Below are 12,201 nucleotides of genomic sequence, written 5' to 3' on the forward strand. Positions count from 1 at the left end.
CTACTGGCCCGCTTCCGCGACGAGCCGCTCGACGGCCTCGATGGCGTCGCCGACGGCGTCCGGGTTCTGGCCGCCGCCCTGGGCGACGTCCGGCTTGCCGCCGCCTCCGCCGCCGAGCGTCTTGGCGGCGGTACGGACCAGGTCACCGGCCTTGAGTCCGCGCTCGCGCGCCGCCTCGTTGGTGGCGATGACGGTCAGCGGGCGGCCGCCTCCCACGGTGAACAGGGCGACGACGGCGGGCCGGTCGAGGGCCCCCGCCTTGTGGTCCAGCCGTCCGCGCACGTCCAGCACCAGCTTGCGCAGGTCGTCGGCGGTCGTGCCGTCCGGCACCCGGCCGGTGGCCAGGGTGACGCCCCGGACGTCCTTGGCGCCCTCGGCGAGCCCGGCGGCGGCCTGCAGCACCTTCTCGGCGCGGAACCGGTCGATCTCCTTCTCCGCGTCCCGGAGCTTGGTGATCATTCCGGAGATCTTCTCCGGAAGCTCCTCGGGGCGCCCCTTGACCAGGTCGGTGAGCTGGGAGACGACCGTGTGCTCACGGGCGAGGAAGTTGTACGCGTCCACGCCCACCAGGGCCTCCACGCGGCGCACGCCGGAGCCGATGGAGGACTCGCCGAGCAGCTTCACCAGGCCCAGCTGGGCGGTGTTGCGGACGTGCGTACCGCCGCACAGCTCCTTGGAGAAGTCGCCGATGGTCACCACGCGCACCCGGTCGCCGTACTTCTCGCCGAACTCGGCGATGGCGCCCTGCTTCTTGGCGTCGTCCATGCTCATCACCTCGGCGGTGACGTCGAGTTCGCGGGAGAGCACCTCGTTGATCTTCTGCTCGACGTCGGTGAGCACCGTGCCGGGGACGGCGGTCGGCGAGCCGAAGTCGAAGCGGAAGCGGCCGGGCGAGTTCTCCGAACCGGCCTGGGCGGCGGTCGGGCCGAGCGCGTCGCGCAGCGCCTGGTGGGTGAGGTGGGTGGCGCTGTGGGCGCGGGCGATGGCGCGGCGGCGCCTGACGTCGATCTCGGCGTACGCGGCGGAGCCGACCGTCACCTCGCCGACCTGGACGACGCCCTTGTGCACGCTGACGCCGGGCACCGGCTGCTGGACGTCCCGCACCTCGACGACGGCGCCGGAGGCCAGCTTGATCTTGCCGGTGTCGGCGAGCTGGCCGCCGCCCTCGGCGTAGAACGGGGTGCGGTCCAGGACGACCTCGACGTCGTCGCCCTCGGAGGCGGCGGGCGAGGAGACCCCGTCGACCAGCAGGCCGACGACAGTGGACTCACCGGAGGTGTCGCTGTAGCCGGTGAAGACGGTCGAGCCGGAGGTGTCGGCGACCTCGCGGTAGGCGGACAGGTCGGCGTGGCCGGTCTTCTTGGCCTTGGCGTCGGCCTTGGCGCGCTCCCGCTGCTCCCGCATCAGGCGGCGGAAGCCGTCCTCGTCCACCGAGAGGCCCTGTTCGGCGGCCATCTCCAGGGTGAGGTCGATCGGGAAACCCCAGGTGTCGTGGAGCAGGAACGCCTTGTCGCCGGGGAGGACGGTGGAGCCGGCGGCCTTGGTGTCGGTGACGGCGGTGTCGAGGATGTTGGTGCCGGCCTTGAGCGTCTTCAGGAAGGCCGACTCCTCGGCGAGCGCGACGGTCTCGATGCGCTTGCGGTCGGTCAGCAGCTCCGGGTACTGCTCGCCCATGGTCGTGAGGACGGTGTCCACCAGCTCGGCGACGACCGGCTCGGCGGCGCCGAGGATGCGCATGTTGCGGATGGCGCGGCGCATGATGCGGCGCAGCACATAGCCGCGGCCCTCGTTGCCGGGGGTGACTCCGTCGCCGATGAGCATGACGGAGGTGCGCATGTGGTCGGCGACCACGCGCAGCGATACGTCGGAGTCATGGGCGGCGCCGTAGGCGACCCCGGTCAGCTCGGTGGCCTTGTCGATCACGACGCGCAGGGTGTCGGTCTCGTACATGTTCTGCACGCCCTGCAGGATCATCGCGAGGCGTTCGAGGCCGAGGCCGGTGTCGATGTTCTTGCTGGGCAGCTCGCCGAGGATGGGGAAGTTCTCCTTGCCCTCGCCCGGGCCGCGCTCGTACTGCATGAAGACCAGGTTCCAGATCTCCACGTAGCGCTCGTCGTTGACGGCCGGGCCGCCCTCCACGCCGAACTCCGGACCACGGTCGTAGTTGATCTCGGAGCAGGGGCCGCAGGGGCCGGGGACGCCCATGGACCAGTAGTTGGGGCCCATGCCCAGGCGCTGGATGCGCTCTGCGGGGACGCCGACGACGTCGCGCCAGATGCGCTCGGCCTCGTCGTCCTGCTCGTAGACGGTGATCCAGAGGCGCTCGGGGTCAAGACCGTAGCCACCGTCCGCCACGGAGCCGGTCAGCAGCTCCCAGGCGTAGGTGATGGCGCCTTCCTTGAAGTAGTCGCCGAACGAGAAGTTGCCGCACATCTGGAAGAACGTGCCGTGCCGGGTGGTCTTGCCGACCTCTTCGATGTCCGGCGTGCGCACGCACTTCTGCACGCTCACGGCGCGCTTGTAGGGCGGCTGGACCTCACCCAGGAAGAACGGCTTGAAGGGGACCATGCCCGCGTTGACGAGCAGCAGGGTCGGGTCGTCCGCGATGAGCGACGCCGACGGCACGACGGTGTGCCCGCGCTCCTCGAAGAAGCGCAGCCAGCGGCGGCGGATTTCAGCCGACTCCATCAGTGGTCCTCATTTCGGGCGTTCGGGTTGGGGTAGGGGGACATGTGCGTGAGCTGGGCCCGGCCGCGCTGGGCCGGCAGCTGGGTGAGGTCATTGGCGGGCGCCGAGGTCAGGCCCAGCGCGTCCTTGAGGGCCGCCTCGCGGTCGGCCATGCCGTCGCGCACATCGAGCGCGAAGACCTTGATCCGCCGTCCGGCGAGCACCGCCCGGTCGGCGGCCTGCGCCGCCAGACTCTCGGGGGTGAGCTGGTTGAGCTTGCGCTGGACCTTGGTGGTGGCCCACACACCGGCTGCGACGCCGGTGGTGAACCAGAAAGTGCGGCGGAACATCCGGTCTCTCAGCCCTTCGATCCACGGTTGCGGCGGCCGCCCCGGCGGGCGGACGGCAAGGTCTTGCCGATGACGACGGTGGGCGCGGGATCGCTCTCGGGCCGGCCCTTGCGGCCGATCGCGCGCCGGACGCCGTAGCCGAACGCCGCCACCTTGACCAGCGGTCCACCGAAGGCGGAGGAGACGGTCGAGGACAGCGCGGAGGCGTTCGAGGTGACCTCCTGGACGTCGGAGGCGATCGAGTCCACGCGCGCGAGCTGGGTGTTCGCCTCGCGCACGGTCGCCGACGCCTCACTGAGCAGCGGCACCGCCTGTTCGGTGACCTCCGCCACCAGCCGGGTGGCCGCCTTGAGCGTCTGGGCGAGTCTCACCAGGGCGAGGGCGAGGAAGGACACCAGAATCGCCCAGAAGACGGCCACGAGGATCCCGGCCACCTCTCCACCGGACACGTTGCACCGCTCCCTGCTGCCGATCACGTCGGTCGTCGTCGTTCAGGTCGTCCGTCGTCTCAGTCGTCCGTCGCCCGCCGGTCTCGGGCGGGTCGTCCGGGCGCGGGCGGCAGGTAACGACCCTATCGCGCCGGGCACGCCCGGCCGAAACGCATTCCGCTCGGCCAAACAGCCCGCGGGTTCCCCTCGACACACCGGTCGATGGGGAACCCGCGGGCTGGATGGCGAGTGGGCCACAGGGGCGCGCCGCTGCCGAAAGGGAGAGCACGGTCGACCGCCGACAGAGGCTGAGGCGCCCCGGAGGCGAACCGAGCCTCGATGCGGAGCGCGTACGGTCCGCTGGGTCAGCGGGCGTAGTACTCGACGACGAGCTGCTCGTCGCAGATCACCGGGACCTCCTTGCGGTTCGGGTCCCGGTCGAGCCGGAACGCGAGCGCCTTGAGGTTGACCTGGAGGTAGCGCGGGGTCTCGCCGTCGGGGGCGTAGCCACCCTCGCGGGCCACCTGGAAGGGGTGCTTCTCGCGGCTGCGCTCGCGGACCATCACCACGTCGTCCGGGCTGACCCGGAAGGAGGGCTTGTCGACCTTGCGGCCGTTGACCTCGATGTGACCGTGGACCACCATCTGGCGGGCCTGGTAGATCGTGCGGGCGATTCCCGACCGCAGGACGAGCGCGTCCAGACGGCGCTCAAGCTCGATGATCAGGGCTTCGCCCGTCTTGCCATCGACCTTCCGAGCGCGGTCGTAGGCACGGGCCATCTGGCGCTCGCTGATGTCGTACTGAGCGCGCAGACGCTGCTTCTCCAGCAGCCGGACCTTGTAGTCACTGGTCTGCTTGCGGCCACGGCCGTGCTCGCCGGGCGGGTAGGGACGGGCCTCGAAGTACTTGACGGCCTTCGGCGTCAGCGCGATGCCGAGCGCCCTCGACTTCTTGACCTTGGGACGCGACTGGTTCACGTGGAACGAACCTCCATGTAAGTTAGGTGAGCCTTACCTTAGCCGAGGAAAACGCATGTTTCGACCTGGGATCCCCCTGCCCAGCACTGCTCAGAGTCTTGAGGAGGGTCAGCCGCGTCCCAAGGAAGACGCCCTGCGGCCGACGGCGGCAGAGCGTGTACGGACTCTCGTGGAAAACAAGGCTACGGCGTCGTTGACGATTCCCGGAATCGAGGTCACCGACGATCTCGGCATGGACGGACCGGCCGCTCGCGCCGTCACCCCGGACGGGGATGTGCTGTTACTGCTCCCCGGCGGCTCACCCGCGGCCCGCGCGGCGGCCCACGCGCAGGACGACGATCTGACCTGCGTGATGGAGATCACGGACGTCGCCCCGGTCGCGGTGCCCCAGCGGATCCGCGGCCGCGCCTGGGTGGCCGGCTGGCTCACTCCCGTACGCGGCGGCGACCGCGCCGCGAACGCGGCCCTGCTGGCAGAGCACCATCCGGTCGGAGAGCTGCTGGGCCTCGGGGAGGCCCTTCGGCCCGACCCGTCCGCCGGGCCGCGCGGCCGGGCCGCCGCGTGGACGCTGCTGCGGCTGGAGGTCGCCGAGGCGTGCGTGGACGACCTGTGGGGCGCGGACGGCGTCGAGCCGGACGACTTCGCGCAGGCCGCCCCCGACCCGCTCGCCCCGCACGAGGCCGAGCTGCTGCAGCATCTGCACGCCGCCCACAGCGACCAGGTGCGCGGGCTGTGCGTCCTGCTGGGCGAGCGCTCGTCCATGGTGTGCACCCGCGGCCCCGCGATCCCCGTGGCCCTGGACCGCTTCGGCCTGCGCGTCCGCTTCACGGACGACGCCGACCGGCCGTTCGACGCGCGCTTCGACTTCCCGGAGCCGGTGCGGAGCGTCTCCGAACTGCGCCGCGCGATGCACACCCTGTTCGAGGCGGCCGCCGACTAGGGGGTGTCTACGAGGACTCCGGCGGCGGGTCGCCGCGCAGCCGCGCCCGGACCCGCTCGACCACATCGGCGTAGCGGGCCTCCGCCCCGTACCGCGTCGGCTCGTAGTAGCGCTTTCCGTGGATCTTGTCCGGCGCGTACTGCTGCGCCGCGATGCCGCCCGGCAGATCGTGCGGATACAGATACCCCTGGGCGTGGCCGAGCTTTTCGGCGCCCTTGTAGTGCCCGTCCCGCAGATGCGGCGGCACCGGGCCCGCGAGCCCCGCCCGGACGTCCGCCAGCGCCGCCCCGATCGCCGTCGTGGCCGCGTTGGACTTGGGCGCGAGCGCCAGCGCGATCGTGGCGTGGCTCAGCGTCAGGGCGGCCTCGGGAAAGCCGATCAGCGCGACCGCCTGCGCCGCCGCCACGGCGGTGGGCAGGGCGGTCGGGTCCGCCAGCCCGATGTCCTCGCTCGCCGAGATCATCAGCCGCCGCGCGATGAACCGGGGGTCCTCCCCCGCCTCGATCATCCGCGCCAGATAGTGCAGCGCGGCGTCCACGTCCGAGCCGCGGATCGACTTGATGAGAGCGCTTGCCACGTCATAGTGCTGATCACCGGCCCGGTCGTAGGTGACCGCGGCCCGGTCGACCGCCTCCTCCAGCGTGGTCAGCGTGATCTCCGCCTCGCCCTTGGCCATCGCCGACCCGGCCCCCGCCTCCAGCGCGGTGAGCGCCCGCCGGGCGTCGCCGCCCGCGATCCGCAGCAGATGCCCTTCGGCCTCCTCGGAGAGGGTGACCGCGCCGCCGAGCCCCCGCTCGTCGGTCAGCGCGCGGCGCACCAGCCCGCGCAGATCGTCATCGGTGAGCGACTCCAGGGTGAGCAGCAGCGAGCGGGACAGGAGCGGGGAGATCACCGAGAAGTACGGGTTCTCCGTGGTGGCCGCGATCAGGGTGACCCAGCGGTTCTCCACGGCGGGCAGCAGCGAATCCTGCTGCGCCTTGCTGAAGCGGTGGATCTCGTCCAGGAAGAGCACGGTCTCCCGGCCGTACGCCCCCGAGGAGCGGCGCGCCCCGTCGATGACGGCCCGCACCTCCTTGACCCCCGCGGTGATCGCCGACAGCTCCACGAACCGCTTCTGGGTGGCCTGGCTGACCACGTACGCGAGCGTGGTCTTCCCGATCCCGGGCGGGCCCCACAGCAGGACCGAGGACGGCCCGGCCGGCCCCCCGCTGCCCTCGCCGACCAGTCTCCGCAACGGCGATCCGGGACGCAGCAGATGCTGCTGGCCCACGACCTCGTCCAGCGTGCGCGGGCGCATGCGCACGGCCAGCGGGCTGCTGGCCGGGTCCTTCTCCTGGCGGTCCTCGGCGGCGGCGGTGAACAGGTCTGGCTCCACCCCGAAAGCCTATGGCACCGCACCGACAGCACCGGCTTCCAGGGGGTTCGGCCTAGTCTCTAGCTCGTCCAGAAGTCCCACCAGCGCGTCAGGATCAGCATCCCGATCACGCCGATCCACATCACCGGCACCACCCAGTGGAACTCCAGCAGCCCGCGCCGCAGCCCGTCCGGCGCCGGCAGGTATCCGTGCTTGATGTTGTGGCCGGTGACGTAGCAGAACATCACGATGGTGGCGACCCAGGCGAGGCAGCACCACAGGCACAGCGAGCCGATGACGTACAGCGACTCGTACTGGAGCCAGGTCACGAAGCCGGCGCCGAAGAGGGTGCCCGCGTTGAACGTCAGCCAGTACCAGCGCGGGAAGCGGGCCCCGGCCAGCAGGGACATGCCCACGCAGATGACGATGCCGTAGGCGACCAGGCCGAGCATCGGGTTCGGGAAGCCGAACGCCGCGGCCTGCTTGCTCTCCATGATGTTGCCGCAGGAGACCACCGGGTTGAGGCTGCAGCCGGGGGTGAAGACCTTGCCGTCGGCCTTGTACTCGAGGATCTTGTTCTTGTCGAGCGTGATGACCCAGGCCGCCAGCAGCCCCAGCGCGCCGGTGATCACGAGCAGGAGCGCGAAGGCGCGGCCGCCTCCCGTTCCGGTCCGCGCGCCGCCCCGCGCCTCGTCGGACTCCACGTCGTCCATCAGTGTCGTCGCCATATCGCCGTCCGTCGCTCTCCACACTGTCCGGCCCCGTCGGGCACGGCCATTGTGCCCCAACCCATCGCCCCGTCATGCCCTGTTGTCAGGGCCCGACCATCTTCGCGGGTCCCCCGTTCGACGGGCATAAGCGCGGGCCGAGGCGGCCGGGCCCCGCCCCGGGAGGGGCGGGGCCGGGGAGCGGAGGGCGGTCTCGATTGGCAGGATGAACCGGCCCCCACGGCGTTGACGCCGCGGAGGCGGTCAGCCCAGCTTCGCCTGGAGGGTGGTCACGATCTTGGACAGCGGAACGGCCTCCTGCTCGCCCGATTCCATGTCCTTCAGCTGGACGACGCCCTCGGCGAAGTCCCGCTCGCCCGCCACGATCGCGTACCGCGCGCCGCTGCGGTTCGCGGCCTTCATCGCGGCCTTGAGCCCCTTGCCGCCGTACGCGAAGTCCGTCGCCACGCCTTCCCTGCGCAGCTCGCCGACCACGCCGAAGAGGACCTTGCGGGCCTCCTCCCCCAGCGGCACGGCGAAGACGCTCGTCGCGTCGGGCAGGTCCAGCCGGACGCCCTCGGCCTCCAGCGCGAGCACCGTACGGTCGACGCCGAGCGCCCAGCCCACCGACGGCAGGGCCGGGCCGCCGATCATCTCGGACAGGCCGTCGTACCGGCCGCCGCCGCCGACCGCGGACTGCGAGCCGAGGCCGTCGTGGACGAACTCGAACGTGGTGCGGGTGTAGTAGTCCAGGCCGCGGACCAGCTTGGCGTCGTCCTCGAACTCCACGCCCTGCGCGGTGATCAGCTCACGCACCCGCGCGTGGTACTCCCGGCAGGCGTCGCACAGGTAGTCGCGCAGCAGCGGCGCTCCGGCCAGCTGCTTCTGGACGGCCTCGCGCTTGTCGTCGAGCACCCGCAGCGGGTTGATGTCGATGCGCCGCCGGGTGTCCTCGTCCAGGTCGAGCCCGCGCAGGAAGTCCTGGAGGGCGGCCCGGTAGACGGGACGGCACTCGGCGTCGCCGAGCGAGTTCAGCAGGATCCGGAAGTTCCGCAGCCCCAGCGACCGGTAGGCGTCGTGCGCGAGGATGATCAGCTCGGCGTCCAGGGCCGGGTCCTCGGCGCCGATCGCCTCCGCGCCGACCTGCGAGAAGTGGCGGTAGCGGCCCTTCTGGGGCCGCTCGTAGCGGTAGTACGAACCGGAGTACCAGAGCTTGACCGGCAGGCTGCCGGCCTTGTGCAGATTGGCCTCCAGCGCGGCGCGCAGCACCGAGGCGGTCCCCTCGGGGCGCAGCGCCAGTTCGTCGCCGCCCTTGGTGGTGAGGGTGTACATCTCCTTGGTGACGATGTCGGTGGACTCGCCGACGCCGCGCGCGAAGAGTTCGACGTTCTCGAAGCCGGGGGTCTCGATGTAGCCGTAGCCGGACCGCCGCAGCGGGGTGGCGATGGCGTCCCGCACCGCGAGGTAGGTCGCGGAGACCGGCGGGATCAGGTCGTAGGTGCCCTTGGGGGCCTTGAAGGTGCTCACCGTGGGTTCTCTCGTCACATTCCTCGTCGCGGAGGAGCCGCGTCCGTGGCGGCGTCTCCGGGGCCGGCGGCCACCTGCCGCAGGAAGGGGTTGGTGGCGCGCTCGTGGCCGATGCTGGTCTGGGGGCCGTGGCCGGACAGCACCACGGTCGAGTCGTCGAGCGGCAGGCACACACGGGCCAGCGACTGGAGCATCTCGGCGTGGTCGCCGCCGGGCAGATCGGTGCGTCCGATGGAGCCGGCGAAGAGCAGGTCGCCCGAGAAGAACACCGGGGGGATGTCCGGCTGTTCGGGCAGCCTGAAGGTCACCGACCCCTTGGTATGGCCCGGCGCGTGCGCGACGGTGAACTCCATTCCGGCCAGCTTCAGTTCGGAGCCGTCGGACAGCTCCTTGACGTCGTCCGGCTCGCCGACGGTCAGCTCGCCCATCAGCTGCGTGCCGATGGACCGTCCGAGCGCCTTGGCCGGATCGCTCATCATGTAGCGGTCGGCGGGGTGGATCCAGGCCGGTACGTCATGGGCGCCGCAGACCGGAACGACCGAGGCGACGTGGTCGATGTGGCCGTGGGTCAGGATGACGGCGACGGGCTTGAGCCGGTGTTTGGCGACGGCCTCCTCGACGCCTTGGGCCGCCTGGTGGCCCGGGTCGATGATCACGCACTCCTCACCGGCGGCGGGGGCGACCAGGTAGCAGTTGGTCCCCCAGGCCCCGGCGGGGAACCCGGCAATGAGCACGATCGTCCTTAAATGTCGTCCGGAAGAGTCGGCCGGCGGAAGAATGTCGGCAGCTCCAGAGCCTACCGGCGGCGGGCCCGGCACAGCGAACCCGTATACGGTACGGCCGAGCCCTCCGGCAGGACACCGATGACATACGGCGTGAGGAGACGACCCGGTGGTCAGTAGCGAGCAGCGGCGGCGGCAGCTTGCCCGGGAGAAGTACCTGCGGCAGCAGCAGCGGCGCGAGACGGCACGGCGCAAGGCCCGCCAGCGCAATGTGGTGATCGCCTCCGTACTGGCCGTGGTACTGGCCGGCGGCGGGGCGGTGGCGGCCGCGGGCGCCTTCTCCGGCGACGACAAGGACAAGAAGAAGGACGACGCCGCGTCCACCCCTTCGGCCCCCGCCACCAGCAAGGCGCCGGACCCGTGCGCCAAGGAGGCGAAGGCGGTCGCCGGCGAGAAGCCGAAGAAGATGTCGTTCAAGAAGGAGCCGGCGGTCTCCATCGACAAGTCGGCCACCTACACCATGAAGCTGGAGACCACCTGCGGGGACATCTCCTTCGACATGGACGCCGCCAAGGCGCCGCACACGGTCAACTCGTTCGACTTCCTGGCCGGCAAGGGGTACTTCGACCACACCAAGTGCCACCGGCTGGTGAACCAGGGGATCTACGTGCTGCAGTGCGGTGACCCGCAGGGCACCGGCGCGGGCGGCCCCGGCTACACCCTGCCGGACGAGAACCTGAAGGACCCCTCGCTGAAGGGGAACACGTACCCGGCCGGCACGGTCGCGATGGCGAACCAGTACAACGCGCAGACCAAGAAGGGCCGGAACAGCGGCGGCAGCCAGTTCTTCCTCGTCTACAAGGACAGCCCGCTGCCGCCGGACTACACCCCCTTCGGGAAGGTCTCCGAGGACGGCATGAAGGTCCTGCAGAAGATCGCCAAGGCCGGGGCGGCTCCCCCGGACCAGATGCAGAACACCGCCCCGAACGCCAGCGTGGTGATCAACAAGGCGACGGTCGGCAAGTCCTGAGGTCGCCGGGTGTGCGTACCGCGAAATTTCGGTCGCGCAGGATACGGACAGCCGGGGCACCGTTCGCCTATGTTGGCGTTGTGCAGGGTGTCTGCCGTGATGGCCGCACCACCCTGCTGGGAGACCGGCCCGGGCGTCGCTGCCCGGCCGGAAGAAACTGTGGACGATGCCCGCGGGCCGCATGCCCGCCCCGGCATCATGTGGAGGAGGCGCTGTGAGCAGCGAGCCTTGGGGCCGCGTCGACGAGGCGGGGACCGTGTACGTGCGTACGGCCGACGGTGAGCAGGTCGTCGGGTCGTGGCAGGCGGGATCGCCGGACGAGGCCCTCGCCTACTTCGAGCGCAAGTACGACGGTCTGGTCGTCGAAATCGACCTTCTCGAGCGCCGGGTCAAGACCACCGACCTGTCGGCCAAGGACGCGACGGCGGCCATCGAGCACATCCGGCACCAGGTCGACGAGCACCATGTGGTCGGCGATCTGGAAGCGCTGCGCAAGCGGCTCGACCAGCTCGCCAAGGTCGTCGAGACGCGCCGTGAGGAGCGCCGGGCGGCCAAGGCGGTGCAGGCCGACGAGGCCCGCCAGGCCAAGGAGGCGCTGGTCGCCGAGGCCGAGGAGCTGGCGGCCAGCGAGCAGTGGCGGGCGGCCGGGGAGCGGCTGCGCGCCCTGGTCGACATCTGGAAGGGCCTGCCGCGGCTGGACCGCAAGACGGACGACCAGCTGTGGCACCGCTTCTCGCACGCCCGCTCGGCGTTCTCCAAGCGGCGCAAGGCGCACTTCGCCGCGCTGGACGCGCAGCGCGAGGAGGCCCGGCAGACCAAGGAGAAGCTGGTCGCCGAGGCGGAGGCGCTGTCCGGCTCCACCGACTGGGGTCCGACCGCGGCCCGCTACCGCGAGCTGATGGCCGACTGGAAGGCCGCGGGCCGCGCGCAGCGCGAGCACGAGGACGACCTGTGGAACCGGTTCCGCGGCGCCCAGGACGTCTTCTTCCAGGCCCGCGGCGAGGTCTTCGCGGAGCGGGACGCCGAGCAGCGGGAGAACCTGACCCGCAAGGAGGAGCTGGTCGTCGAGGCCGAGAAGCTGCTGCCGATCTCGGACCTGAAGGCGTCCCGCGCGGCGTTCCGGTCGATCAACGAGCGGTGGGAGGCCGTCGGCCATGTGCCGAGGGACGCCCGCGCCCGCATCGAGGGCCGGCTGCACGCGGTCGAGCGCGCCTTCCAGGAGGCCGAGGAGGCCGAGTGGCGGCGTACGAACCCCGAGGCGCGGGCGCGCGCCCAGGGGCTGACCGGCCAGCTGCAGGACGCCGTGGACAAGCTGCGTTCCCAGATCGACGCGGCCCGCGCGGCGGGGAACAACGCGAAGGCCGACAAGCTCTCCAAGGAGCTGGAGGGCCGGCAGGCACTGCTGGACCAGGCGCTCAAGGGCCTGGAGGAGTTCGGCGGCTGAGCCCGTCGCGCTGAAACGGCACGCGAAGGGCGGCCCCGGGAGACCGGGGCCGCCC

11 protein-coding genes are annotated in these 12,201 nt (G+C 71.2%); 3 read left to right on the top strand and 8 right to left on the bottom strand.

Translation table 11 applies throughout. The features are described from left to right. From alaS to rpsD, 4 genes are all read right to left on the bottom strand, one after another. Complete coding sequence (gene alaS / locus ASC60_RS33920) at nucleotides 1–2,688, bottom strand: alanine--tRNA ligase (RefSeq protein ID WP_055557550.1); 2,688 nt, start codon at nucleotides 2,686–2,688, stop codon at nucleotides 1–3. Continuing rightward, nucleotides 2,688–3,017 carry a DUF6167 family protein gene (locus ASC60_RS33925; RefSeq protein WP_055557551.1) on the bottom strand — a complete coding sequence of 110 codons (330 nt, stop codon included), beginning with the start codon at nucleotides 3,015–3,017 and terminating at the stop codon, nucleotides 2,688–2,690. Before ASC60_RS33925 ends, alaS begins: the two co-directional genes overlap by 1 nt. Nucleotides 3,018–3,025: 8 nt before the next feature. Next, nucleotides 3,026–3,466, bottom strand: a complete 441-nt coding sequence (locus ASC60_RS33930) for a DUF948 domain-containing protein (protein WP_055557596.1) — start codon at nucleotides 3,464–3,466, stop codon at nucleotides 3,026–3,028. Between the two features lie 344 nt (nucleotides 3,467–3,810). Next, on the bottom strand, nucleotides 3,811–4,422 hold the full coding sequence (rpsD, locus tag ASC60_RS33935; RefSeq protein WP_055557552.1) for a 30S ribosomal protein S4: 612 nt from the start codon (nucleotides 4,420–4,422) through the stop codon (nucleotides 3,811–3,813). A gap of 193 nt (nucleotides 4,423–4,615) precedes the next feature. Here rpsD and ASC60_RS33940 point away from each other — a divergent pair, with 193 nt between their 5' ends. Continuing rightward, on the top strand, nucleotides 4,616–5,362 hold the full coding sequence (locus ASC60_RS33940) for a DUF2470 domain-containing protein (protein WP_055557553.1): 747 nt from the start codon (nucleotides 4,616–4,618) through the stop codon (nucleotides 5,360–5,362). A 7-nt stretch (nucleotides 5,363–5,369) separates the two neighbouring features. Here ASC60_RS33940 and ASC60_RS33945 read toward each other — a convergent pair whose 3' ends face one another. The 4 genes from ASC60_RS33945 to ASC60_RS33960 all read right to left on the bottom strand — a co-directional run bounded on the left by ASC60_RS33945 (nucleotide 5,370) and on the right by ASC60_RS33960 (nucleotide 9,684). Continuing rightward, entirely contained in the window at nucleotides 5,370–6,737 is a 1,368-nt protein-coding gene (locus tag ASC60_RS33945) for a replication-associated recombination protein A (protein WP_055557554.1), read from the bottom strand. Between the two features lie 59 nt (nucleotides 6,738–6,796). After that, nucleotides 6,797–7,444, bottom strand: coding sequence for a vitamin K epoxide reductase family protein (locus ASC60_RS33950; RefSeq protein ID WP_055557555.1), 648 nt, complete (start codon nucleotides 7,442–7,444; stop codon nucleotides 6,797–6,799). Between the two features lie 243 nt (nucleotides 7,445–7,687). Further along, nucleotides 7,688–8,950 (bottom strand): histidine--tRNA ligase, encoded by a 1,263-nt coding sequence (hisS, locus tag ASC60_RS33955; RefSeq protein WP_055557556.1) that lies wholly within the window; start codon nucleotides 8,948–8,950, stop codon nucleotides 7,688–7,690. A 14-nt stretch (nucleotides 8,951–8,964) separates the two neighbouring features. Continuing rightward, complete coding sequence (locus ASC60_RS33960; protein WP_055557557.1) at nucleotides 8,965–9,684, bottom strand: MBL fold metallo-hydrolase; 720 nt, start codon at nucleotides 9,682–9,684, stop codon at nucleotides 8,965–8,967. 157 nt (nucleotides 9,685–9,841) lie between these two features. Here ASC60_RS33960 and ASC60_RS33965 point away from each other — a divergent pair, with 157 nt between their 5' ends. After that, on the top strand, nucleotides 9,842–10,702 hold the full coding sequence (locus tag ASC60_RS33965) for a peptidylprolyl isomerase (RefSeq protein WP_055557558.1): 861 nt from the start codon (nucleotides 9,842–9,844) through the stop codon (nucleotides 10,700–10,702). A gap of 214 nt (nucleotides 10,703–10,916) precedes the next feature. After that, nucleotides 10,917–12,146 carry a DUF349 domain-containing protein gene (locus tag ASC60_RS33970; protein WP_055557559.1) on the top strand — a complete coding sequence of 410 codons (1,230 nt, stop codon included), beginning with the start codon at nucleotides 10,917–10,919 and terminating at the stop codon, nucleotides 12,144–12,146. Nucleotides 12,147–12,201 lie beyond the last annotated feature (55 nt).

This window comes from Streptomyces sp. NBRC 110028 (genome assembly GCF_001417735.1).
Lineage (GTDB): Bacteria > Actinomycetota > Actinomycetes > Streptomycetales > Streptomycetaceae > Streptomyces.

Coding starts and splice junctions, on each gene's coding strand:
- alaS (WP_055557550.1), bottom strand. CDS start 2,688: ATGGAGTCGGCTGAAATCCGCCGCCGCTGGCTGCGCTTCTTCGAGGAG.
- ASC60_RS33925 (WP_055557551.1), bottom strand. CDS start 3,017: ATGTTCCGCCGCACTTTCTGGTTCACCACCGGCGTCGCAGCCGGTGTG.
- ASC60_RS33950 (WP_055557555.1), bottom strand. CDS start 7,444: ATGGCGACGACACTGATGGACGACGTGGAGTCCGACGAGGCGCGGGGC.